This window comes from Pseudomonas sp. O39, from assembly GCF_045447295.1.
GTDB classification, from domain to species: domain Bacteria; phylum Pseudomonadota; class Gammaproteobacteria; order Pseudomonadales; family Pseudomonadaceae; genus Aquipseudomonas; species Aquipseudomonas antarctica_A.
This window is the reverse complement of record NZ_JBJGXV010000008.1, coordinates 160,982-186,445: the sequence shown is the minus strand read 5'-3', so window position 1 is coordinate 186,445 and position 25,464 is coordinate 160,982. Positions and strand designations below refer to the sequence as shown.

The window sequence follows — 25,464 nt, the reverse complement described above, 5'->3', positions numbered from 1 at the left end:
GGAGCTTCGCCATGTTTGCCAAACAGTATTCACACCGCCTGCCTGCCGATTACGACATGGGGGTTATCCGCCGCCGCGCTGAGCAATTGGGGCCGTTGTGGGATCACGCTGAAGGGCTGCTGTTCAAGGCATTTATCGCCCAGGAACGCGGGCAAGCGACGGGCAATGTCTATGCGTCGGTGTACCTGTGGGCAGACCCGTTGCAGGCCGCCGACTTCTTGTTGGGCGAGCGTTTCCAGAAGGTGCTCGACAGCTTTGGCCGCCCGCACATCGAAAGCTGGTTGCCGCTGGACGTGCAGCAAGGGCCCGCGCGGCACGCGTTGAGTTTGTACCGGGAGCAATGGTCATTGGAGCCAGGGGCGGATCGAGCCGGGATATTGACCGAGGAAAAACGACGTAACCAGCAGTTGGCTGACAGCCCGGATACATTCGCGGTCTTCCTGGCGCTGGATGTGCAAGCGTGGCGCCTGGTGCGGATCACGCTCTCGGCCAAGCCGCTGCAGATGGACCACCCGGGCACGGGTTACCAGGTGCTCTATCTGGCGCAAGGCGTTGCGCGATAGCGTCAACTGCGCCAGTCTTGCAGGCTTCTAACTCGTTACCGGAGCGATCTGCGGTGCCAGCCACGCGTTTGACACTGATCTGCCATGCCGCTACGGCGTCGCAAAAGCTGGGGCGGTTTGCCGATGACGAGTCTGTCAGCATGGATTGGCAACACGCAGTGTTGTCCCTGGCCGGGCGCTTCAAGAAAAACCCGCGCCTGGTGTGCGGGCCTGAAGCCAGGACCCGCCAGACGGCCGGGCTGTTCGGCGCTGACGCGCAAGTCGAAGATGCCTTGCGCGATGCTGACTTGGGTGCCTGGAAAGGCCAGGCGATCAACCAGTTGGACGGCGATGCATTGATGGCCTGGGCGACCGACAGCACCAGCACGCCCCACGGCGGCGAGTCGGTGGAACAGGTTTGTGCGCGGGTCGGGCAGTGGCTGCAATCCCTCGAAACCCAACCCGGTCATGTGTTGGCCATCACCCACCCGTTGGTGATTCGCGCCGCCTTGCTCTATGTCATGCAGTTCCCGGTGTCGATGTTCTACCGGATCGACATCGAGCCCCTGTCCGCCACCGAGCTGCGCTTCAACACTGTCTGGCGCCTGCGCCTGGAAACTCACGCCTGACCCGGCGAACATGGCAAAATCCACGCCCCGCAATGAGAGCAAACCATGAAACGCATCCTGATCATCGGCATTGGCGCCGGCAACCCTGACTACATCACGATGCAGGCCGTGAAGGCGCTGAACCGCACCGACGTGTTTTTCCTGATGGACAAGGGCCAGAGCAAAGACAAGCTGATCGACCTGCGCCGCGAGATCTGCGAGACCTACATCACCGAGCCCGGCTACCGCTTCGTCGAGGCCGACTGCCCCGAGCGTGTGCGCGGCGACATCGACTACACCACCGCCGTGCAGGACCTCAACCGCGACAAGCAACACACCTTCGAGCGCATGATCAATGAGCACATGGCGGATGGCGAAGTAGGCGCCTTCCTGGCCTGGGGCGACCCTGCGTTGTACGACAGCACCATCCGTATCCTGCAGGCGATCCTCGCCAGTGGCCACTGTGCGTTTGAGTTCGAAGTGATACCCGGCATCACCAGCGTGCAGGCCCTGGCGGCCCAGCACAAGGTGCCGCTGAATCGCATTGGCCGCTCCATCGAGATTACCACCGGGCGCCGGTTGGCGGCGGGGCAGGCGAGTGATGCGGACACGTTGGTGGTGATGCTCGATGCCGAAGATTCCTACCGTACCGTGGCTGATCAAGACCTGGATATCTACTGGGGCGCCTACCTGGGCACACCGGACGAAATCCTGATCAGCGGCAAAGTCAGTGACGTGGCTGAAGAAATCGAACGGGTGCGCAAGGCCGCACGCCTGGAAAATGGTTGGATCATGGACACTTATTTGTTGCGCAAACCCTGAGGAAACTTCCCCATGTTCAAGCTGTTTGCCCTGGCGCTGACCCTGATGGCCGGTGTCGCCCATGCCGATGCCACGCTGCACACCGACTTGCCGTTGGCGTACCTGGAACAGACGCAGAGCGATTCACGCAACCAACCGTTGGTGATTTTCCTGCACGGGTTCGGCAGCAACGAGGAAGACCTGTTTGGTATCAAGGACGCGTTACCTTCCAGCTGGACTTACCTGTCGGCGCGTGCGCCGATGCCGGTGGACCCGAACGGCTATCGCTGGTTTACCAAGACCGCGGGTGACGGCGATTACAATGGCGAGACCGCCGACTTGCAACGCAGCGCCAGGCTGATCGAAGACTTTGTCGGCAAGGCCACGGCCAAATACCACACGCAAAGCGATCGGGTGTTCCTGGTGGGTTTCAGCCAGGGCGCGATCATGTCCTACGAAGTGGGCTTGCGTCAGCCCGAGTTGGTGCGCGGGATCGCGGCCTTGAGTGGCAGTGTATTGCCAGTGCTCAAGGCGGAGCTCAAGCCCAATGAATCACTGGGCAAGCTGGCGATTTTTATTGGCCACGGTACGCTGGACCAGGCGCTGCCGTATGTGTCGGCGACGCGTGCGAATGAGGTGTTGGTGGGGCTGGGGTTGAAGCCGGAGTTCCACGGGTATCCGGGGATGCCGCACACCGTGAGTGAGGCGGAAGTGCAGGACCTGAAGGCGTGGCTAGAGAAAACCTTGAAGTAAGCGCGATCAAAAATGTGGGAGCGGGCTTGCTCGCGAATGCGGTGTGTCAGTCAACTCATCTTTAACTGATCCACTGTATTCGCGAGCAAGCCCGCTCCCACATTTGATTTGTGTTGTCAGGGATGAGGCTTACTTGCCGCCGGTAATCTGCTTCACCAGTTCGGCGTGCCCCTTCACATCATCCGCCCGCGAAATGGCCTGGATCACCAGCAAGTGCTTGCCGGAACCGCCGAGGAACGTGGAGTTCAAGGTCTTGCCGCCGCCCTGGGTGGCGGTGCTGTCTACCTGGCGCAGGCCCAGGCCTTTGAAGGTCAGTTTTTTCTCGTTTTGCTTCTTGAAGTCGGGCAGGGCGGCGCTCTGGTCCTTGACGAAATCAGCCACGGCGCCATCGAGGAACTGCGGGTCATTGTCTTTGATGGTTGCCCCGTCGTTACGCACGGTTTCGGCGACGATCACCACACTTTTAGTCGCCGAGTTGGCGTACAGCGTGCCTTGGGTGTCGGCGGTGCCGTCGTCAGCCTTGCCGGTTGGCAGCGTGTCGGCGGTGTAGGCCTTGGGCAGGTTAAAGGTGAACTTGCCGCCCAGGGTCGAGATGGTCTGTGTGGCAGCGGGCTTGCTGGCGGCGAACACGCTACCGGCGCTAAGCGCAAGGGCCAGCAGGACGGCGGTCTTGGTGAAAGTGGCCATGAAGCGCTCCAGAGATGAACGAAATTGCGGCGTATTCTGTCAGAAAACTCGCAAGATCGTTCATACATAGCCTCACACCTTGTCGGACTCTTCTTCGAGACGGTCCATCTCAAACAGCCGCGCCAGTTCCGTACGGGCTTCCTGGGCGGACTGCATCACTTTGGCCGCGTCGTCATACACCGCGTGTTGGGCGGCGAGTAACTGCAGGTCGTGATTTTTGAAGCGGGTGATGCGCGCATCGGCCTGGGCCTGGCTCAAGCCGAGGCCGACCAGGGTGCGGCGGCTCATTTCCAGGCTGGAGTAGAACGTTTCGCGTACGGGTGAGGCGTCCAGGTCCACCAGGCGGTGCACGTGCTGGCGGTTACGCGCGCGGGCGATGATTTTCATGTGCGGGTAGCGCGTGCGCACCAATTCGGCGGTCTTGATGTTGATCTCCGGGTCGTCCATGGCGATCACGAAGAATTCCGCCTGATCGACCTTGGCGGCGTGCAGGATCTCCGGGCGCTGCGGGTCACCATAAAACACCGGCATGCCGCCGAAACTGCGGGTCAGTTCGATGGTTTCGACCGAGGTGTCGAGGGCGATGAACGAGATGTTTTGCGCGCGCAGAATCCGCGCCACTATCTGGCCCATACGGCCCATGCCGGCAATCACCACACGCGGCGCATCGCTTTCGATGGCGCGGTATTCCTCGGGCACTTCCACGGGTTTGGCCTTGGACTTGAACAGCTTCGGGCATACCAGTAACAGCAGCGGGGTCACGGCCATGGACAGGGTAATGGTCAGTACCAGCACATCGTAAAGATGCGGCTCGAACAAGCCCTGGTCGCGGCCGATCTTGAACACCACGAAGGCGAACTCACCGCCTGCCGCCAGCACCACGCCCAGGCGCAGCGCACTTTCGCGATTAAGGTCACCCACCAGGCGGCCGACCGCATACAGCAGTGGCAGTTTCAGACCGATCAGCAGCAGGGTCAGGCCGATGACCACCAGCGGCGAGCTGAGCAGCAGGCTGAGGTTGGCGCCCATGCCCACGCTGATAAAAAACAGGCCGAGCAACAGGCCCTTGAACGGCTCGATCTGGGATTCGAGTTCGTGACGGTACTCCGAGTCCGCCAGCAGCAGCCCGGCGAGGAATGCACCGAGGGCCATGGATACGCCCACCAGTTCCATCAGCCAGGCGGTGCCGATCACCACCAGCAGCGCAGTGGCGGTAGACACTTCGCGCAGGCCGGTCTTGGCGACGATACGAAACACCGGGCGCAACAGGTAGCGCCCGCCAATGATCACCACGGCGATGCTGCCGAGGATCTGCAAGACGTGTTGCAGGCCTTGCGCTTCGGTGGTCGGGTGGTCGCTGCCGGCGAGCAGCGGCACCATGGCGATCAGCGGGATTGCGGCGATGTCCTGGAACAGCAGAATCGCAAAGGCCAGCCGCCCATGCGGCTGGTTCAGTTCCTTGCGCTCGGCCAGGCTTTGCAAGCCAAAGGCAGTGGAGGACAACGCCAGGCCCAGGCCCAGCACAATCGCGCTGTTCCAGGTTTGGCCAAACAGCCACAGCGCCACCGCGCCCATCACCAAACCTGTCAGCAACACCTGGGCCAGGCCGACACCGAACACCGCCTTGCGCATCACCCATAACCGTTTCGGCGACAGCTCCAGGCCGATGATAAACAGCAGCAACACCACGCCCAACTCAGAGAACTGCGCCACGCTTTGCGGGTTGCCCACCAGGCCCAAGACCGACGGGCCGATGATCACACCGGCGAACAGATAGCCCAGCACGGCACCCAGTTGCAGGCGCTTGGCCAGGGGCACTGTCAGCACGGCGGCGAGCAGGAACACCACGGCTGCTTGTAACAGGTTGCCTTCATGGGGCATTGCGAACTCCAGAATCTTTAAAACGAATCAACAGGGGGCTATTAGAGCGCTTTTTTACATTTCGAAACTTGTATTTTTGACGCGAAAGCCAATGGCTACTAGCTGTAATCCCATTCTTACACGGGGCTTACGAAAGTATTAATACCATTTAATTCAATGGCTTCTCTGAGGGTCGACTACCGTTTCGAAAAACCAGATCAGTTGTCACCGCGGTCAGGTATTTCGCACTCAATGCGTGTGAGTCAATAGGGTTGGGCTTCTGCGCATTCATGGATGAAAGGCTTGGACCACCAAGGAGTTGGACGTGGATAGAAGACTTGCGACTGCCGTTACACCGCGTATTTCTGCGCTTTCGCTTGCTATCCGCCTCGGCGTGGCGGGGCTGGTGATCGGCCTGGCGAGCCCTCAGGCCTCGGCAGCGTGCACGCCGGCCAGCCCCGCGTTGGGTGACGCCGTGACCTGTACGGGCACCGCAACAATCCTGCTGGACAATACCTTTTCCAGCGCCGTGAATAACCTGACTGTTGGCGTAACCGTTGGCTCCACCATCAATGCGCTGCTGGGTGGAACCGCGATGAACCTCGCGGGTAACAACATCACGTTGAACAACGCGGGCACCATCGACCCCTCGATATTGGGGTTGATCACGCTGCTCAGCAACGGCACGGTGATTGGCAGCGGCGCGTCGGGTACGGTGAGTGTCACCAACCTTGCCACCGGTATCATGAAAGGCACCTCGGGCCTCCTGGGTGTCGGCCTGAGTACCCTCAACGGCATGGCGCTGAATATCAACAACGGCGCCACCGGTACCACCACCATTACCAACAACGGTGCCATCGGCTCCGCTGCGTTGCTGGGCCTGAGCCTGTTTGCTTCCGACGCGCCGGTGATAGCGGTGCAGGGTGGTTCCCGGGTCAACATGACCAACACCGGTACGGTGACCGGGCGCATGGCATTCGAGGCGTCGGCAGGCGGCAACACCTTCTTCAACAGCGGCAACATCATTGGCGGTTTGTCGATGGGGGCCGCCAGCACCAACACCTTTACGGCGGTCACCGGCTCCACTGTTTCCAGCGGCGGTGGTCTTGGGCTTGCCCTGGGCGGCCTGCTTGGGGTCAATCTGGGGTTCGCGCCCACCGGGCAGATTGATGGTGGGTTGGGCGGCAGCAACACGTTGACTCTGCAAAACCCTCTCGGTGTTGGGGGCGGCACGTCGGGCGCGGCCACGGCCTCGAGCGCCACCTACGTCAACTTCAACAACCTGACCGTCAACAGCGGCACCTGGACCTTGCAAGGCCCACTGGTCAGCGGCAGCACCACCCTCAATGGCGGTGTTGCGCAGTTCAATGACAACGGTACGTTCGGCACCGGCGTCCTGACCGCCAATGGCGGGGCGATTCAAGCCAGCACCGCGGGCCTGATGCTCAGCAACTTGATGACCCTGGGCAGCGGTGGCCTGACACTGCTGGGCGCCAATGGCACCACCTTGGGCGGCGTACTTTCGGGTACCGGCGGGCTGATCAAGTCCGGCACCGGCCAACTGATCCTCACTGGCGCCAACACCTTCAGCGGTGGGACAACGCTGAATTCCGGCAGTGTGCAAGTGGGCAACACTCTGGCGCTGGGCTCCGGTGGCGTAACGGTCGCCGGGGTGTCGACCCTATCGGCACCCGGCACGGTGAATCTGGCCAACGCGTTCACCCTCAACAGCGCCTTGACCACGACCGGCACAGGCGCGTTGACCCTCAGCGGCAATCTCGGTGGTAGCGGTGGCCTGAACATAAACGGCAGCGGTGGCCTGACGCTGAGTGGCAATAACGCCGGTTACACCGGCCCTACCAGTTTGAACGCGGGTGGCTTGATCCTCGGCAGTGCCAACGCCCTGGGTTCGGGGGCCTTGAGCGTCAACGGTGTCGCCAGCCTGGACACGACTGCCGCCGGCACGTTGAACAACGACGTGACCCTTAACGCCAACCTGACCACCGTTGGCAGTAACCCGTTGACCCTGGCAGGCGTAATCTCCGGAACCGCCGGTATCATCAAAAATGGCACTGCGGCCCTGACGCTGTCCGGCAACAACACCCAGCAAGGCCCTACCGCATTGAATGGCGGCACCTTGTTGGTAGGCTCCAACACCGCATTGGGTACGGGTGCCTTGAATGCGGCGGCGGGCACCACACTGGATGCTACCACCGGGGTTTCTCTGGGCAACGCCGTCAACCTGGCGGGCAACCTGACGCTCGGCGGCAGCCAGGCAATGACTCTCACAGGTGTCGTCAACGGCATCGGTGGCCTGATCAAGAACGGCACCGGCGCCCTGACCCTCAGCGGCAATAACGGCTTGCTGGGAAATACAACGCTGAATGCGGGCGCTTTGATCCTGGGCAGCAACAACGCATTGGGTCTGGTCGGCACCTTGAATACCGCCAACAACACTACCCTGGATACCACCGGGGCGGTGACAGTGGGCAATGCAGTGAATGTCTCCGGCAACTTGAATCTGGGCGGCAGCAACAACCTGACGTTGAACGGTGCGATCGGTGGGACAGGCGGCCTGACTAAAAACGGCGCGGCCAACCTGATTATCAATGGCGCCAATACCTTTCTGGCGGGCACGGTGCTCAATGGCGGGACTTTGACCGTCAACACTAACAGCGCACTCGGCACCGGCAACTTGACTGTCGGCGGTGCAGGTACCCTGGACAGTGCGGCCGGTATTAGCCTGGCCAACGGCATCGACCTCAACGCCGACCTGACCCTGGCTGGCACCAACGACCTGACCCTGGGCGGCGTGATCGGTGGCACCAACCAGTTGATCAAGAACGGCGCAGGGCTGCTGACCATCAATGGCGCCAACACCTTCCAGGGTGGCGTTACCCTGAATGCCGGCGGCCTGAACCTGGGTAACGGTGCGGCGCTCGGCACGGGCGCGTTGACCGTGGCCGGGGCGAGCAGCCTGGGCAACACAGCGGGGTTGACGGCCAACAATGCAATCAACCTCAACGCCAACCTGACCGTCAACGGCACCAACCCCCTGACCCTGGGTGGCGTGATCGGCGGTGTGGGCGGCTTGATCAAAAACGGCGCGTCGAGCCTGAACCTCACCGGTGCCAACACCTACAGCGGCCCCACCGCGTTGAACAGCGGTTCACTGATTGTCGGCGCCAATACTGCGCTGGGCTCCGGTGCATTGAACGCAGCGGCGGGTACTACGCTGGATGCCAGCGCCGACTCAGCCCTGGGCAATGACATCAACCTGGGCGGCACCCTGACACTCGGCGGCAGCAACGCCTTGACCCTCAATGGCGTGGTGAGTGGCGTCGGCGGCTTGATCAAAAACGGCGCAGCCGACCTGGTCCTCAACCACGCGAATACTTATCTGGGCACTACCACGCTGAATGTCGGCAAGCTGGTGGTCGGTGCCACTGGCGCGCTGGGTAGCGGTGCATTGAATGCGGCGGCGGGCACTGCCCTGGATGCCAACACGGCCGCCACACTGACCAATGCGCTCAATCTTGCCGGGAACCTCAGCATCGGCGGCACGGCCGACCTGTCACTCGGCGGCGTTGTGAATGGCGCAGGCAGCCTGACCAAAGAGGGCGCGGCCAACCTGACCCTCAATGGCAACAACGGCTTCCTGGGCGGTACCACGCTGAACGCGGGTACCCTCACCATCGGCAGCAACTCGGCCCTGGGCCTGGGCAACCTGACCGTCGGCGGTGCCGCTACGTTGGACAGCAATGCGGCCGTCACCCTAGCAACAACGTTGCTCTCAATGCAGGCCTGACCGTGGGCGGCACCGATGCGTTGACCCTGGGCGGCGTACTCAGCGGCGCCGGCCCGTTGATCAAGAACGGCGCGGCCAACCTGACCCTCAACGGCAATAATACCCTAAGTGGCGGCACCACGTTGAATGCCGGGACATTGACCCTGGGTAACGCCAATGGCCTGGGCAGCGGTGCGTTGACCGTCGGCGGCGCGTCGACCCTGGACAACAGCGCGGCCTTTGGCCTGGGCAATGCCATTGCGCTGAACGCCGACCTGACCGTCGCCGGCAACAACAACGTGAGCTTGAGCGGCGTGCTCAGTGGTACCGGTAACCTGATCAAAAATGGCCCGTCAGACCTGACGTTGAGTGGCAACAACACGTTTACCGGTGGCGTGAATGTCGTATCCGGCAGCGTGACCACGCTCAGTACCGGTGCGCTGGGCAACACCTCCGGCGCCAACATCAGCGCCGGGGCCGCACTCAACCTCGGCGTGGACACCAGCCTGGCCGCCCTGACCGGCAGCGGTTCTGTTCAAGTGGGCGCAGGCACAACGTTGAGCGTGGGCGGCGTCAACGCCACCAGCACCTTTGGTGGCGACCTCAATGGCGGCGGCGGTTTGACCAAGGTCGGCAGCGGTACGCTCAATCTCACGGGTATCAATGGCATCACCGGTAACACGGCCATTAATGCCGGCACCTTGAATCTCAGCGGCTCCCTGGCGAGCAACCTGGTCAACATCAACAGCGGCGGTACGCTGACCGGCACCGGGTCAGTGTTGAACGCTATGAATGTCAACAATGGCGGGCACCTGGGCCTGAGCAGCGGCAACACCTTGTCGGCCGGCTCTCTGGTATTGGCGTCGGGTGCCAATCTGGATGTGGCATTGAATGCACCGTCCACCAGTTCCTTGCTCAACGTGGGCGGCAACCTGACCCTCGACGGCAACCTCAACGTGACGGATGCCGGTGGCTTTGGTGTGGGTGTGTATCGCCTGATCAATTACACCGGTGGCCTGACCAACCTGGGCCTGGATGTGGCCAGCGTACCGGCCGGTTATGCCTTGGGCGACCTGGTGGTACAGACCTCCGTCGGCAACCAAGTCAACGTGGTGGTTTCCGCGCCGACGGGCAACATTCGTTTCTGGGATGGCAGCCAAACCATTGCCAACGGCAGTGTGGATGGCGGCACCGGCACCTGGACCAGCGCGGGCACCAACTGGACCAATGCCGGCGGCACGCTTAATCAGCCATGGGTCGGTGACTTTGCGGTGTTCCAGGGCGCAGCGGGCACGGTCACCGTGCAGGGGCCACAACGCTTCACCGGCCTGCAATTCGCCACCGACGGCTACAACCTGGTCAGCGGCACCGGTGCGCAATTGACCGCCGTCAATGGCACCACGGGCAACACCGCCATCCGGGTTGACCCAGGCGCTACGGCAACCATCGGCGTGAATATCGACGGCGTTGGCACCCTCAATAAACTCGACACCGGCACCCTGGTGCTGGGCGGCGCCAACACCTACTCCGGTGGCACCACGCTCAATGGCGGCACCCTGGTGGTCGGCAGTAACACGGCGCTGGGTTCCGGCCAGTTGACGACGGCGGCCGGTACGACACTGGACAGCAATGCCGCGATAGCACTGGGCAATACCGTGCTCTTGAACGGCAACACAACCGTGGCGGGCAGCAACGCGCTGGCCCTCAATGGCGTGATCGGCGGCGTCGGCGGATTGATCAAAAACGGCTTGGCCAATTTGACCCTGGGCGGCAATAACACCTTCCTCGGCCCGGTGGCCTTGAATGCGGGTGGGCTGATCCTGGCTTCAAACAGTGCCTTGGGCACCGGCGCATTGAATGCGGCGGCGGGCACCACGCTTGATACCGGCAACGCAGTGGTCCTGGCCAATGCGGTAAACCTGGCAGGCAACCTGGGCATTCTCGGCAGCGCCGACCTGACCCTCAACGGGCTGGTCAGCGGCGCCGGTGGCCTGACCAAAAGCGGGGCGGGCAACCTGACCCTTAACGGCGGCAATGCCTACCTCGGCGGCACGCAGTTGAATGCAGGCTCGTTGACCTTGGGCAACGGCTCGGCGCTTGGCACTGGCGGTTTGACCGTTAACGGCGCGGCGACGCTGGATAACAGCGCCGCGCTGGCCCTGGCCAATAACACCACACTGAATGCTGCACTGACGGTGGCTGGCAGCAACGACTTGACCCTGGGCGGTGTGGTCGGCGGCACCGGTTCGCTGGTCAAGAACGGCAGTGCCAACCTGATCCTCAACGGCGCCAATACCTACAGCGGCGGCACCACTCTCGCCGGCGGTACGCTGACGGTGGGCAACGTGACCGGCCTGGGCTCCGGCGGCTTGACCGTCAGCAACGCAAGCACGCTGGCCAACAGCACGCCGCTGGTGCTGGCGAATGCTGTCAACCTTAACGGCGACCTGACCGTGGCCGGTAACAACAGCCTGACCCTGGCCGGTGTGCTGGCCGGCAACGCGGCGCTGATCAAAAACGGCGCAGCGGACTTGCTGCTGACCGGCAACAACACCTTCAGCGGCCCTCTCAACGTGGTCGGCGGCAGCGTGACCACGGTGGGCAACGCTGCGCTGGGCAATACCTCCGGCGTCAACCTCGGCACCGGCGCCAGCCTTAACCTGGGCGGCAATGCCAGCCTCAATACCCTGGCCGGCAACGGCGCGGTTCAGGTGGCGGGCGGCAGTACGTTGGCGGTGGGTGGCAGCAACCTCGATAACACCTTCGCGGGCACGCTGAACGGTACCGGCAACCTGGACAAAAACGGCACCGGTGTCCTCAACCTGAGCGGCATCAATGGCCTCAGCGGCGCCGCCAACGTCAATGGCGGCAGCCTGAATGTCAGCGGTTCGCTGGCCAGCGCCAGCGTGGCGGTGAATAACGGCGCCACACTGACCGGCACGGGTGCGTTGGCGGGTGCCGTGACGGTGGCTGACGGCGGGCACATCGGCTTGGCCACCGGCAGCGCGCTGTCGGTGGGCTCGCTGGTACTGGGCAATAATGCCAACCTGGATGTCGGTCTCGGTGTTCCAGTCGTGGGCGGTGGCAGCGGGCTGCTGAATGTCGGCGGCGATCTGACTTTGGGCGGCAAGCTTAACGTCACCGATATCGGCGGCTTTGGCAGCGGCGTCTACAACATCATCAACTACGGCGGGGCACTCACCAATAATGGCCTGGCCATCGGCACACTGCCGGGCAGTGTGATCCCGAGCGACGTGCAAGTGCAGACGGCCGTCAGCAATAAGGTCAACCTGCTGGTCACAGCGCCCAACACCACGGTGCAGTTCTGGGACGGCGCTAATCTGATCGGCAACGGCGCCATCGACGGCGGTAACGGCACCTGGAGCGCTGGCACCAGCAATTGGACTAACGTTGACGGCACGCTCAATCGAGGTTGGAACAACAGCTTCGCCGTGTTCCAAGGTACGGCGGGTAACGTGACGGTGGATGGCACGCAAAACATCACCGGCCTGCAGTTTGTCACCGATGGCTACAACCTGGCGTCCGGTACGGCGGGTGCGCTTAACCTGGTCAATGGCGGCACTGGCAACACGGCAATCCGCGTCGACCCGAACGTTACCGCCACGCTGGGTGTCACCCTTGGCGGCGCCGGCACTCTGGCCAAGCTAGACACCGGCACGTTGGTGCTGAACGGTGCCAACACTTACACCGGTGGCACCGCGCTGAATGGCGGCACGCTGGTGGTTGGCAATAACAGCGCGCTGGGCACTGGCGCGCTGCTTGCGGCTGATGGCACCACCCTGGACAGCAACGCGGCTGTCTCGCTGGGCAACGCTGCGATACTCAATGGCGCGCTGGCCATCGGCGGCAGCAACGCGCTGACACTCAATGGGGTGTTCAGTGGCAGCGGTAGCCTGCTGAAAAAAGGCGCGGCGACATTGACGCTTAATGGTGCCAATACTTACACCGGCGGTACGGGGTTGAATGCCGGTCAATTGGTCCTCGGCAATAACGCCGCGCTGGGCACTGGCGCGCTGACCGTCGGCGGCGCTGCGAGTCTGGACGGCAGCACCGACCTGCAACTTGCCAACGCCATCAACCTGAGCGGCCCGCTGACCCTGGCCGGCAGCAACGCGCTGGCACTTAACGGCGTAGTCAGCGGCACTGGCAGCCTGGTGAAAAATGGCAACGGTGCGCTGTTGCTGACCGGCGCCAACACCTACAGCGGGGGTACTAGTCTCAACGGCGGCACCACCACCGGCAACACCACCAGCCTGCAAGGTGCGATTGCCAACAACGCGACCCTGACTTTCGAGCAGGGCGCCGACGGCACCTACACCGGTAATCTCACCGGCGCAGGCGTACTGAATAAAACCGGCACGGGCGCGTTGCTGTTGACCGGCAACAACACCCTGACCGGCAACACCAACGTCAACGCGGGCAGCCTGCTGGTCAACGGCACGCTGAACAGTGCGGCGGTGCAAGTGGCCAGCGGCGCGACCCTCGGGGGCAGCGGTACCCTCGGCGGTGCAGTGAGCATGGCGGATGGCTCGACCCTCAAGGCCGGGGCGGCGACGCCGCTGTCGGTGGGTTCGCTGGCGCTGTCGTCGGGCACCGCGTTGGACTTCGCCCTGGGTGCGCCAGGTGCGTCCACCACGGCGGTGAACGTGGCAGGCAACCTGGTCCTCGATGGCACACTCAATGTCACTGACGCTGGTGGCTTTGGCATCGGTGTGTATCAACTGTTCCGCTACGGTGGCGCCCTGACCGACAACGGCCTGACCTTCGGCTCGATACCTGCCGGCCTGGGTAACCTGAGCCTGCAGACGTCGTTGGCCAACCAACTCAACCTGTTGGTGCAGACCATGCCAGGGCAAATTCAGTTCTGGAACGGCGGCACCACCAACCCGGATGGCACTATCACCGGCGGCAGCGGCACCTGGGGCCCGGGCACTAACTGGACCGATCCAACGGGCACCCAAGCTCAGGCGTCGAACAACCAGTTCGCTGTATTCGCGGGGCAGGGTGGTACCGTCACCGTGCTCGGTAATCAGAGCTTCACCGGCCTGCAATTTCTCGACCCTGGCTACACGCTGACGGCCGGTGCAGGTGGGACCTTGTCGCCAACCGGCACGGCGGCGGTGCGGGTCAACTCGGGTGTTACCACAGAAATTGCCGCGCCAATCGTGGGCGCTGGAGCGATCAACAAACTCGACGCGGGCACCTTGTTGCTGACCGGCGCCAATACCTACTCCGGCGGCACTACCGTCAGTGGCGGTACGCTGGCCGGTAACACCCTCAGCTTGCAAGGTCGCATCCTCAACAATGCGCGACTGCTGTTTGTCCAACCCACTAACGGCACCTTCAATGGCACCTTGACCGGCACCGGTACCCTCTCCAAACAGGGCGCGGGTGCATTGTTGCTCACCGGCAACCAGCCGTTCAGCGGCACCGCGTCGGTGGATGAGGGCGTGCTGCAAGTCGGTAACGCGGCCAACCCGGGCACCGTGTTCGGCGGGCAGGTGACAGTCGCCAATGGCGCAGGCCTGACCGGCAACGGCAGTGTCGGTTCGTTGGTCAACAACGGCAGCGTCACACCGGATGGCGGCAAGCTGACGGTGGCCGGCAACTTCACTAACGCCAGCACTGGCGCGCTGAACCTGGTGATCACGCCTTCGATGACCACCTCGCTGGCCGTCGGTGGCACTGCGAACCTGGGCGGCAGCTTGAATGTGGTCAACCTGGTGCCGTATGCCGGCCCGATGACCTACACATTACTGACTGCCAGCGCGATAAACGGCACCTTCAGCACCACCAATCTGGAGAACCTGGCGTTCCTCAGTACCTCGCTGAACTACAGTCCGACCCAAGTGGCATTGGCGGTCGGCCGTAACAACGTCAGCTACGCCAGTGTGGCGGCCACCGGTAACCAGCGCGGCGTCGCGGCAGCGTTGGACAGCGGTACCGCTGTAGGCGGCGCTGCGGTGCAGAATGCGCTGCTTACCTCGGACGCAGCCGGGGCGCGCGCCGCCTTCGACAGCTTGTCCGGTGAGATCCACGCCAGCACTGCCAGCGCTTTGCTTGAGGATTCGCGTTACATCCGTGACGCGGTCAATGAGCGCCTGCGCCAACCGGGCTGCTACCGCGAAGACGACCCACGCAACAGCCTGGCGCCGAGTGAAAATCGCCTGAGCAGCGCCGGTTGCCATGGCGAGATGGTCGGCTGGATGCGCGTACTCGGTACGTGGGGCCACATGGGCGGCGACAGCAACACCGCCAAACTGGACCGCAACCTCAGCGGCTTCCTGCTCGGCACCGACAAGCAAGTGGATGACGCCTGGCGCGTCGGCATGGCGGCCGGCTACACCCGCAGTGACCTGGACGCCAAGCGCCGCAGTTCCAGTGCCGACGTCGACAGCTACCACTTGATGGCCTACACCGCTTATCAGCAGGAGGCCTTCGCCGCGCGTATGGGCGTGGCGTACAGCTGGCATGACATCGAAAGCAAACGCGACGTGGCCGTTGGCGGTGCAGGTCAACGCCTGAAAGCTGACTACAAGGCACGTAGCGCGCAAGTCTTCGGTGAAGTGGGCTACACCCTTGAAACCCGCAGTGTGGTGGTGGAACCCTTCGCTGGCCTGGCCTATGTCAACTACGACAGCGACACCCTCAGGGAGAAAGGCGGTTCCGCAGCCCTGCGTGGTGATGCCGATCAGGACGTGACCTTCTCGACCTTGGGCGTGCGCATCGGCCAGACCCTCACCTTGGGCAACGGCTCGAAAATCACCCCACGTGGCAGCATCGGCTGGCGTCACGCCTTTGGCGACACCAAGCCGGATGCCGACCTGAGCTTTATCAACGGCGGTGGTTCGTTCAGCACCCAAGGGGTGCCGATCGCCAAAGACAGCGCGGTGGTGGAAGCGGGCGTCGATTACCAGATCAGTCAGAACGGCAAGCTGGGCTTGGGCTATTCGGGGCAGTTGTCCCGAAACGATAAGGACCATGCGATGACGATCAGTTTCTCCCTCGGTTTCTGATCAAAGCCGAGCACCTTCAACCGCCCGAAAGGGCGGTTTTTTTTGCGGCGTCATGCACCACTGGTTTACGGTAAAGCCCGACAGCCAGGCCGATGATAATGACGGTGATGAACAGCCCATTGGCTGGGGAAATGCGCTCGCCCAGTATCAGCATTGAACTGGTGATCCCGAACACCGGGATCAATAACGACAGCGGCGCCACAGTTGACACGGGGTATGCCTTGAGCAGCGAATTCCAGCCCCAATAGGCGAAGTGCGTGGCCAGGTAAACCTGAAACAGCAGTGACAACCCGGCGGTCAGGTCGAGGCTGGCCGGCAAGCCGTCGAACGCGGCGTTGCCGTGCATCCACCAGGCCATCAGCCACAGTGGGATTGGCGGAAACAGGCTGGCCCAGACCATGAACGAGAAAATTTCCTTCACGCCCGATGCCTTGATGATGACGTTACCGATACTCCAGGCCAACGCACTGAACACGATCAACAAAACCCCAACTACCGCATGCTCGCCTTCTTGGGTAGAGATGATGCCCGCCAGCCCGATCAATGCCATAACGGCGCCGAGCCATTGTGCACGGCGGATTTTTTCCTTGAACAGCAGGTAGCCCCAGCCCAGCGTGAAAAACACGCTGCACTGAATGATCAACGAGGCGATTCCCGGGCTAACGCCAGCCTGGATGCCATAGTTGATCACGCCCCACATGCCCAGCCCGAAAATAATGCCGTAGGCGGCCACATAGCGGAACTTGACGCTGGGGCGCTGTATGAACAACACCAGTGGCAAGGCGGCGAGGGCAAAGCGCATGCCTGTCAGCACGAACGGGTCGATGGCACGCAGGCCCAGCTTGGTGATGGGAAAGTTCAGCCCCCAGACCAGGGTGACCAGCAGGGCAAGTGCCAGATGTTTCTTTTGCATGGCGATTCCTTCGAGCACGCTGCTTCAAAGGCATGAAGGGTAGGGCGCGTGCGGATGGCCCGCTTGCTATGTTGGGTCATCTTTTGACAATATCGGGCCATGATTCCAACCTTTGATGACAACGCCCCCGAAGCGCTGGTCACCCTGCGTGCGTACCCCTCCGGCACCGTGTTCGAGCGGCATACACACCCGCGCGGGCAGTTTGCCTATGCCTCCACCGGCGCGCTGAAAATGTTCACCGACCTGGGCAATTGGGTGGTGCCGCCGCAGCGGGCAATCTGGGTGCCGGGTGGCATTGCCCATGAAATGCACATGCGCGGTGATGTGGTCATGCTAAACACCTACCTTGATGCTCAAGCTGCCGAGCGGGCAGGGCTGCACGACCGCTGCCAGGTAGTCGAGGTGTCGCCACTGCTCCGGCATCTGTTGGAAGCGGCATTGGCTATCGACCCATCGGCAGCGTCCGATGCCCGACGGCATAGCGTATTGACGCTGCTGATCGATGAAATAGGCAGCATGCCGGTATTGCCCCTCAGTGCGCCGCTGCCCTCCGAGCCGCGCCTGGCCCGTGCTTGCCAGCGCTTTCTGGACGCGCCTGCGCAAACCGTGTCCCTCGACGAGATGGCCGAGTGGTCGAGCATGAGTCGACGTACCTTTACCCGCCATTTTCAGAACAGCACCGGCATGACGTTTGTAGCCTGGCGCCAGCAGGTCTGCTTGCTGGAGGCCACTGCACGGCTCAGTCATGGTGCATCCATCACCGAGGTAGCGTTAGCGCTGGGTTTCAGCAGTTCCAGCGCCTTTACCTCGGTGTTTCGTCGCAACCTGGGGGATTCCCCGGCGCGCTACCTGGCCAAATCCAGGGCCGCGTCATTGTTCTGAGCCCACGTCGGTCAGGATTCACCTTGCTTGCAGTCATGCTTTGTTACTATCGCCGTCCATCGTCACCAGGAGTCACCGGCCCATGCAACACCAGTGGGATGAAATGCACCGCACCCGCAAACCCACGTTCTTACTGTGCGGCGAGCCTCAGGGGGATGTGCTCAATCTCTATGTTCACGGTTACTCGGCCTTCTTCAACCGCCAGCAACTGGGCAATTTCAAAGCGCAACTGGCAGGTATCGAAGGCTCGACCAACTTGATGCTGTTCTGGCCGGCTGGGCATTTTCTGGAAAACCTGTTCGCCCCCTTCAAGGATGTGATCACCTCGATGCTCGGTGGCGGCGGCCTGGGTGCGGCGACTGTGGGCGTGGGCAAGGCGATTGCGTATTTTCTTGATCATTACAAAAGCGTCGAGGCGCGTGTCGATGAAGTGGCCAAGACTTTATTGCCGGAGTTGGCCAGTTACCTGCACGCCGAATCGCTGCAAGTAAGGCGCATCAACCTGATCGGCCATTCCCTCGGCGCACGCATCCTGGTCAAAAGTTTGCTGGCCAGTCCCGAGATCGCCCGCGAACTGCCATTGAACAATTTGTTGCTGATGGGCGGGGCGATCTGTACGTCCAGCCCGTGGGATGAAGTGTCGGCGCCGCTCAAGGGGCGCGTGATCAATTGCCACTCCAGCAAGGACTGGGCGCTGGCTATCAAGCCGGATACCGAGCGCTGCATTGGCCGTTATGCGATTGATGTCACGCCGGCACTCAAGGCCAAGGTCACCAATGTGCACCTGGCCACCTTTGATCATGCCGCCTACTGGCCGCAGTTGAAGACGGTGGTGCAGTACACCGACTTGTTGCAGGAGCGGCGCGGCCTGATTCGCTCTGATCTGCGCAGCAGTGAAGTGCGTTTTGCCGAGGAAGACGCGCAACTGTTCCCGGCACTGATGCAGGCGCGTGCGGAAGAATTGAAGTTTCTCGCCGAATTGATGGCGCAAAAGCGCAGTGCCTCGATTGATGCCAGCGTGCGCGAACCGCTGAAACTGGCCATCGAGTTGCAGCGTATGGGCGGTGACAGCTTTATGAACCTCGCCCGCGGCCATGGCGTGAGTTATCGACAGATCGCCGAAGATGTGGCGCAAAAGCTTGGAATCAAGTTCGATGAGCCGCTTGAAACCGTGGCGCTGGCGGACATCGAGGCGCAGGTCGCGGAAAAACTGATCGAGCAATACAAAGGCAAACTCAGCAGCGCCGACCGGCAGGCCTTCGACGCCGAGCTCAAGGCCGCCGCGCAAAAAGAGCAGGGGTTGTTCAATCGAATCGACATTGGCCGCTCGGCCACCACCGCGCTGAGCGGCACGGCGTTGGCGGGGTTGACCGGGTTTATCCTGCGGCGCGGCGCGGCCACGGCGATTCCGGTGGTGGGCCAGGCGCTGGCGGCGGCGATGTTGCTGGTGACGGGAGTGCGGGCGTTTTCCGGCCCGGCTTTTTCGATCACCACCTTGTCGGTATTGGTGATAGGTGTGATTCGCCAGCGCATGGAGCGCGAAGCGCTGAATCAGGAGATGGACCTGGTGGTGCAAGTCGTTGAAGCGTTTGATTTGCCCCGGGAGACAGTGATGCGCACGGTCGCATCGGACTGATAAGCTGCGTTTCTGACTTGTGTGTTTGCCTGGGATACCGCGTGAAATTCAGCCTGCCGAAAATCGCTACCGCCCCGTTCTGCCCGCCGGAAGTGGCCGGCTCCGTTGTCGTTGACCCTACGGCATCGTTTTTCAAACGGGCGCTGATGTTCGCCGGCCCCGGCCTGCTGATCTCCATTGGCTACATGGACCCGGGCAACTGGGCCACGGCCATCGAAGCCGGTTCACGTTACGGCTACAACCTGCTATTTGTAGTGCTGCTGGCCAGCCTGGCCGGAATGGCGGTGCAATGCCTGTGCTCGCGCCTGGGCATCGCCACCGGCAAAGACTTGGCGCAACTGTGCCGCGAGCGCTATAGCAAGCGCTCCTCGCGCACGCAGTGGGTGCTGGCGGAAATCTCCATCATCGCCACCGACCTTGCCGAAGTGCTCGGCTGCGCCCTGGCATTTCACTTGCTGCTCGGTGTGTCGCTGACCACCGGTATCGTGATCACCGCCTTTGACACGCTATTGATCCTGGCTCTGCAGAACCGAGGCTTTCGCCGCCTTGAAGCGATCATGCTGGCCCTGGTGGCGACCATCGGCGTGTGCTTCTTTATCGAACTGGTGCTGATCAAGCCGTATTGGCCGGACGTACTCAGTGGCTTCACCCCGTCATTGTCGGCCATCAGCGATGCGGCGCCGTTGTACCTGGCCATCGGTATTCTCGGCGCCACTGTGATGCCGCATAACCTCTACCTGCACACCTCCATTGTGCAGACTCGCCTGATTGGCAAAGACCTCGCCAGCAAACAGGACGCGGTCAAGCTGGCGCGTATCGACACCATCGGCTCCCTGGCGCTGGCGTTGCTGGTAAACGCTGCGATCCTGGTGCTGGCGGCGGCTGCGTTTTACAAAACGGGTCACACCGAAGTAGTCGAAATCCAGGACGCCTACCACCTGCTTGATCCGTTGGTGGGCGGTGCGTTCGCCAGCATCCTGTTCGGCATCGCCTTGCTGGCTTCGGGGCAGAGTTCGACCTTTACCGGCACCATCGCCGGGCAAGTGATCATGGAGGGTTACCTCAACCTGCGCATTCCGTGCTGGCAGCGCCGTCTGATTACTCGTGGGCTGGCACTGATTCCGGCGTTTCTCGGGGTCTGGCTGATGGGCGACGATGCCATCGGCAAGCTGCTGATTCTGAGCCAGGTGGTCCTCAGCCTGCAGTTGCCGTTTGCGCTCTATCCACTGATCCGCATGACCGACGACAAGCAACTGATGGGGCCGTTCGTAAACCGACTGCCCACGCGGTTACTGGCGTGGTTTCTGTTTGCGGTGATCAGTGGGGCGAATGCGTGGTTGATTGGGCAGTGGTTGTTTTGATCCAAACGTGCGCGGTTTGAGGCGACCAAAACCAGGACCGCCACTCGAGAGCAGGACAGGGGGGGCGCAGCAGCAACCCGTGAACTGAGAGAGCTCACCGATCCCAGTAGGGCACGGTCCCAAAACACTCCACAAAATAATCAATCACCGTGCGTACCTTCAGTGACAGCCGCCGACTGCCCGGCCACAACGCGGCAATCTGCTGCGGTTCCAGCGTGGTCGCCACCTCGTACTCCGTCAGCACCGCCTGCAAGGTGCCTGCGCGCAACCCTTCGCCAATCAACCAGGACGGAAACACCACCAGCCCAAGGCCTTGCTCTGCCGCATGGGTAAGGGTATCGGCGTGGTTGCCGGTGATGGGGCCTTTAACGCTGTACGGCGTCCAGTCGCCCTGGTCGCGGCGGAAGAACCAGCGTTGTTGGCCGGTGATGCCTTTGTAGGCCAGGCACTGGTGATTGACCAGTTCATCGGGGTGGCGCGGTGTGCCATGGCGTGCGAGGTAAGCGGGGCTGGCGGCGATACGAAAGCGCTGGGGCGCGAAGATGCGCGCCTGCATGCCCGAGTCATTGAGCACGCCGATGCGAAACAGCAGGTCGGTGCCATCTTGCAGCGGGTCGACGTAGGTGTCGGTTTGCTGGATATCCAGTTGCAACTTGGGGTAGCGCCGGCACAACTCGCCCAACCAGGGTGAAAGGTGACGCTGGCCGAACACCATCGGCGCATTGATCCGCACCAGGCCGCTGGGTTCGCTTTCCTGTTCCTGCAGCGCCTGGGCGGCCGCTTCCAGTTGTTCCAGCATCACGCGTGCGTGATGCCCGAGCAGGCGCCCGGCCTCCGTGGGGCTGACCGCGCGGGTATGCCGGTAGAGCAATTGTTGGCCGAGTGCCTGTTCCATCAGCTGGATCTGCCGCGAGATCGAGGAGGGCGCCAGGCTCTCGCGGCGTGCTACTTCGGAGAAGCTGCCGTGGTCCAGCACGGCGACGAACAGACGCAACGCTTTGAAACTCAACTCATTTAAACCCTGCATCGTGCCTCCGAGCTGTGCGCATTGCGCAAAGGTGTTATCCGCATGCTCCCATTTATCGCACAGGACGGCCACCGGATAATGCGCGCCATGTTTCCTTTCCAGTAGTGCAGGTGATCTATGCAGGCAAGTTCGATCGAGGGCGTGGCGCAGGCCAGGCCGAAAAAGAACCTTCTACGGCTGCTGTTGTTGCCGTTGGTGATTCTGGCGGGCATGGGCCTGTCGGTGGAGGCCGGTTTGCTCGGCCCATTGGGTGTGCAGGTCGGGCATTTGTGGGCGACGTTGAGCATCTTTGGCGTCGGCACCGCCATCCTGTTTTTGCTGCTGCTGTTCAGCGGCCCGCAAAAGGGCCCGGCCCTCACCGATTTGCCGCGCTGGCAGTTGATCGGCGGGTTCCTCGGGCCGATGTACGTGGTGGTGCTGACACTCGCCACACCGCACATCGGTATCGCCATGACGATGATCGCGATCCTGTCGGGGCAGGTGGGCAAGAGTGTGTTGATCGACCATTTCGGCTGGTTTGGTACTGCGCGCAAGCGGGTCAATGGCGAGCGCTGGATTGCCCTGGCGTTGATTGTGGCGGCACTTGTTCTGATTGCACGAGGGTAAGGCGATGAATCTGATTCTGTTATTGGTACTGGTGATTGCCGCCGGTGCGGTGTTGAGTGTGCAGGCGGCGATCAATGGTCGCCTGGGCCAGACGGTGGGTGTGTTGCGTAGCAGCTTGCTGACTTTTGCAGTCGGAGCACTCAGCACCGCGTTGTTGATTTTTTTCTTCGAGCCCGCGCAGGCTGTCAGCCTGCTGGATGTGCCGAAGTGGCAACTGACCGGCGCGCTGTTCGGCGTGGTGTACATGATGGTGATGGTCGGCGCGATGCCCATCGTTGGCACGGCAGTGGCAACGGTGGCGGTGATCGTCGGGCAATTGGGCATGGGCATGCTGATCGACAACTTCGGCTGGCTCGGTAACCCGGCCATCGAACTGTCGGGCAGTCGCATCGTGGCGATGCTCTGTCTGGCCCTGGCGCTGGTGTTCATGTACCGCAGCAATACCCGTCAGGCCGATTAACGGCGCTGAACCTTGGCGTCTTGCCGAGAGTCACTGCTTAAGGTGCAGCGCTCGCCGCACCTGGACGACCATGAAAAAGGAGTCTGACCATGGCTGATAAAACCTGTGCTTGCCCACATTGCAAATGCGTACTGGGCAAAGAGGCGGTGATGAAAGACGGTAAGGGCTACTGCTGCCAGGGCTGCGCCGAGCACCATGCGCATGGCGAGCCGTGCGCTTCGTCGACGGGTTGCGAGTGCACCAAGTCGGCCCACGGCTAAAAAACGCTTAAAAAATCCGCTCGGATTATTGGGTGGCGGTCATTACCATGGCCGTTCACCCTTGACCGATGCGCTCTTCATGGCTCTGGCCGCACCCCCCGACCTCAGTGATCATGCCGTCCCCGTGCAACCCTTGGCGCGTACCTACCCGCGCGGGTTGTATGTTGAGCCCCATAGCCATGACTGGGGCCAGTTGCTGTATGCCATGAGCGGTGTGATGTGGGTGGAAACACCGCGCGAAGCCCTGGTCGTCCCGCCGCAACGTGCGGTGTGGCTGCCGCCAGGGGTGGAGCACGGGATTCGCGTGGTCTCCGATTTACAGATGCGTAATATCTACTTGCGCCCGGCATTGGCGGCGACGCTGGACAGCCAGGTGCAGGTGATTGAAGTCGGTGGGCTGCTGCGCGAGCTGATCGTCACCTTGGTCGATCATGGCGATACCGGCGATTCGGCGTATTACGACGCCGTGGTTGGCCTGGCCCTGTTGGAACTGCAACGTGCGCGCCGCTCGCAAATCCGCATCGCCATGCCGGTGGCGGCGGACCGCCGGCTGATCAGCGCGTGCCAGGCGGTGATGGCGGCGCCTTCCCTGGAGATCCCCTTTGAGCAACACGCCGAGACGGCCGGTGCCAGCGTGCGTACGCTGGCGCGGCTGTTCCAGCATAACCTCGGCATGGGCTTTGCCGAGTGGCGTCGTCAGGTGCAACTGGCCACGGCGGTGGCGGAGCTGATCCAGGGCCAGTCGGTCAGCGGCATTGCCCGGTCTTTAGGTTATTCGCCCAGCAGCTTCAGTGACATGTTTCGGCGCGAACTCGGTGTGGCGCCATCGCACTACATCGATTGAGGGGTTGGCCGAAATCCTGAAGCACTTGGCCGATGCCTCGGCGACGGGCTCACTACACTGAGCCCATCAACCCACCAGGCGTCGCCCAAATGAATTACCTGATTTCCCTCGCCATTGGCCTGTTTGTCGGCGTGATCTACGGTGCCCTGGACTTCCGCTCGCCCGCGCCGCCTGCCATCGCTCTGGTCGGTCTGATGGGCATGTTACTGGGCGAGAAGCTGTGGCCCATGGGGCGGCAACTGGTGAGTGGTTGGTTGTCCTGATTATTCACTTCCCTTCGATGGATGTTGGCCATGAAAGCTCTGCAATTTTCCGCCACTGGCGACCTCGCCGCCCTGAGTTTCGTCGACGTCGCCACCCCGGTACCGGCTGCCGATGAAGTGCTGGTACAGATCAAGGCTGCGGGCCTGAACCCCAGCGATGTTAAAAACGTGCTGGGCCGCTTTCCCTACACCACGCTGCCGCGTATTCCCGGGCGAGACTTCGCCGGTGTTGTGGTGCAAGGCCCGCCAGCGTTGGTGGGGCAGGACGTGTGGGGCACCGGCCGTGACCTCGGGTTTTTCGCCGACGGCTCCCACGCGCAATACCTCACCGTGTCCGCCAAGGGCGTGGCGCACAAGCCTGCTCACCTGAGTTTTGCTCAGGCCGCCAGCCTTGGCGTGCCCTACACCACCGCTTGGGATGCCCTGGAACGTAGCGGTGTCGCGAAGGGCACGCGTTTGTTAGTGATGGGTGCCAATGGTGCCGTAGGCAGTGCCGCGTTGGCCCTGGCGAAGATTCGTGGTGCCCAGGTGTTGGCGGCGGTGCGCAAACCCGATCAGGTTGCGGCGTTGCAGGCGCAAGGGTTTGACGCGATTGCACTGGGCCAGCCGGAAACGCTGGGTGCGCAGGTGAATGCCGTGTTCAAAGGCGGCGCCGATGTGATCTTCGACACGACCGGTTTCTGGCTGCCGGCCGCTGTCGCAGGGTTGGCCCCATTCGGGCGCATCGCAATCATCGCCGCGCCGGTTGATGGGCACGTGCAACTCCCGGCATTGGCCTTGTATCGCAAAGGCGGCTCGGTGGTGGGCATCAATTCGTTGCTCTACAACTGCGAGCAGTGCGCCGTGATGCTGGAGCAATTCGGGCGCTTCTTTGATGAAGGGCTACTGCCACTGCCGACTGGGTTGCGCGAAGTGGCGCTGGCGGATGGTGTGCAGTGTTACGAGGAAGTGAACCAGGGCGGTGCTGACAAGATCATCTTTCTGCCTTAACACGGATAAAAAATGTGAGAGCTGGCTTGCCTGTGATAGCGGTGTGTCAGTCAACATCTATCTGACTGACAGGCCGTCATCGCGGGCAAGCCCGCTCCCACAGTTTGATCTTCACTGGGCATCAGAAACCTTGGTCGCTCGGACCTT

Annotated in this window: 17 protein-coding genes and 1 pseudogene; 14 read left to right on the top strand and 4 right to left on the bottom strand. The window is 62.1% G+C overall.

Translation table 11 applies throughout. The features are described from left to right. The first annotated feature begins 11 nt into the window (after positions 1-11). Genes ACI77D_RS13950 through ACI77D_RS13935 form a run of 4 tightly spaced genes read left to right on the top strand, consistent with a single transcriptional unit; the run spans position 12 to position 2,704 of the window. Positions 12-563, top strand: a complete 552-nt coding sequence (locus tag ACI77D_RS13950) for a DUF4865 family protein (protein ID WP_128588093.1) — start codon at positions 12-14, stop codon at positions 561-563. 53 nt (positions 564-616) lie between these two features. Continuing rightward, the gene (locus ACI77D_RS13945) at positions 617-1,171 is read left to right on the top strand and encodes a histidine phosphatase family protein (RefSeq protein WP_407016800.1); all 555 of its coding nucleotides are present in this window, start codon (positions 617-619) and stop codon (positions 1,169-1,171) included. A 45-nt stretch (positions 1,172-1,216) separates the two neighbouring features. Beyond that, a complete protein-coding gene (gene cobF, locus ACI77D_RS13940; protein ID WP_128588097.1) occupies positions 1,217-1,972 on the top strand; it encodes a precorrin-6A synthase (deacetylating) in 756 nt (251 codons plus the stop codon). Between the two features lie 12 nt (positions 1,973-1,984). Continuing rightward, the gene (locus ACI77D_RS13935; RefSeq protein WP_064452787.1) at positions 1,985-2,704 is read left to right on the top strand and encodes an alpha/beta hydrolase; all 720 of its coding nucleotides are present in this window, start codon (positions 1,985-1,987) and stop codon (positions 2,702-2,704) included. 129 nt (positions 2,705-2,833) lie between these two features. On the opposite strand, the gene ACI77D_RS13930 is transcribed toward ACI77D_RS13935, so the two are convergent. After that, complete coding sequence (locus ACI77D_RS13930; RefSeq protein WP_064452786.1) at positions 2,834-3,391, bottom strand: hypothetical protein; 558 nt, start codon at positions 3,389-3,391, stop codon at positions 2,834-2,836. A gap of 72 nt (positions 3,392-3,463) precedes the next feature. Continuing rightward, complete coding sequence (locus tag ACI77D_RS13925; protein WP_064452785.1) at positions 3,464-5,272, bottom strand: monovalent cation:proton antiporter-2 (CPA2) family protein; 1,809 nt, start codon at positions 5,270-5,272, stop codon at positions 3,464-3,466. A 304-nt stretch (positions 5,273-5,576) separates the two neighbouring features. Between ACI77D_RS13925 and ACI77D_RS13920 the strand changes: the two are divergent. Continuing rightward, positions 5,577-16,075, top strand: a pseudogene (locus ACI77D_RS13920) (autotransporter-associated beta strand repeat-containing protein). Positions 16,076-16,091: 16 nt separating this feature from the next. Here the strand turns inward: ACI77D_RS13920 and ACI77D_RS13915 are convergent. Further along, positions 16,092-16,988: an EamA family transporter gene (locus ACI77D_RS13915; RefSeq protein WP_407016799.1), complete on the bottom strand. Its 897-nt coding sequence runs from the start codon at positions 16,986-16,988 to the stop codon at positions 16,092-16,094. Between the two features lie 99 nt (positions 16,989-17,087). On the opposite strand from ACI77D_RS13915, the gene ACI77D_RS13910 reads away from it, so the two are divergent. From ACI77D_RS13910 to ACI77D_RS13900, 3 genes are all read left to right on the top strand, one after another. Next, positions 17,088-17,870, top strand: coding sequence for a helix-turn-helix domain-containing protein (locus ACI77D_RS13910; protein ID WP_407016798.1), 783 nt, complete (start codon positions 17,088-17,090; stop codon positions 17,868-17,870). A gap of 82 nt (positions 17,871-17,952) precedes the next feature. Then, positions 17,953-19,506: a DUF726 domain-containing protein gene (locus ACI77D_RS13905; protein ID WP_064452781.1), complete on the top strand. Its 1,554-nt coding sequence runs from the start codon at positions 17,953-17,955 to the stop codon at positions 19,504-19,506. A gap of 41 nt (positions 19,507-19,547) precedes the next feature. Continuing rightward, the gene (locus tag ACI77D_RS13900; RefSeq protein WP_407016797.1) at positions 19,548-20,867 is read left to right on the top strand and encodes an Nramp family divalent metal transporter; all 1,320 of its coding nucleotides are present in this window, start codon (positions 19,548-19,550) and stop codon (positions 20,865-20,867) included. A gap of 94 nt (positions 20,868-20,961) precedes the next feature. On the opposite strand, the gene ACI77D_RS13895 is transcribed toward ACI77D_RS13900, so the two are convergent. Next, entirely contained in the window at positions 20,962-21,894 is a 933-nt protein-coding gene (locus ACI77D_RS13895; RefSeq protein ID WP_064452779.1) for a LysR family transcriptional regulator, read from the bottom strand. Between the two features lie 117 nt (positions 21,895-22,011). Between ACI77D_RS13895 and ACI77D_RS13890 the strand changes: the two genes are divergently transcribed. The 6 genes from ACI77D_RS13890 to ACI77D_RS13865 all read left to right on the top strand — a co-directional run bounded on the left by ACI77D_RS13890 (position 22,012) and on the right by ACI77D_RS13865 (position 25,317). Beyond that, complete coding sequence (locus ACI77D_RS13890; RefSeq protein ID WP_056859391.1) at positions 22,012-22,500, top strand: DMT family transporter; 489 nt, start codon at positions 22,012-22,014, stop codon at positions 22,498-22,500. A 4-nt stretch (positions 22,501-22,504) separates the two neighbouring features. Next, positions 22,505-22,960 (top strand): DMT family transporter, encoded by a 456-nt coding sequence (locus tag ACI77D_RS13885; RefSeq protein WP_407016796.1) that lies wholly within the window; start codon positions 22,505-22,507, stop codon positions 22,958-22,960. 89 nt (positions 22,961-23,049) lie between these two features. Beyond that, positions 23,050-23,220, top strand: a complete 171-nt coding sequence (locus tag ACI77D_RS13880) for a metallothionein (RefSeq protein ID WP_221294988.1) — start codon at positions 23,050-23,052, stop codon at positions 23,218-23,220. A 79-nt stretch (positions 23,221-23,299) separates the two neighbouring features. Beyond that, complete coding sequence (locus ACI77D_RS13875; RefSeq protein ID WP_407016817.1) at positions 23,300-24,064, top strand: AraC family transcriptional regulator; 765 nt, start codon at positions 23,300-23,302, stop codon at positions 24,062-24,064. Between the two features lie 89 nt (positions 24,065-24,153). Beyond that, positions 24,154-24,327, top strand: coding sequence for a DUF1427 family protein (locus tag ACI77D_RS13870; RefSeq protein WP_010564275.1), 174 nt, complete (start codon positions 24,154-24,156; stop codon positions 24,325-24,327). A gap of 30 nt (positions 24,328-24,357) precedes the next feature. After that, positions 24,358-25,317: a zinc-binding alcohol dehydrogenase family protein gene (locus ACI77D_RS13865; RefSeq protein WP_407016795.1), complete on the top strand. Its 960-nt coding sequence runs from the start codon at positions 24,358-24,360 to the stop codon at positions 25,315-25,317. Positions 25,318-25,464 lie beyond the last annotated feature (147 nt).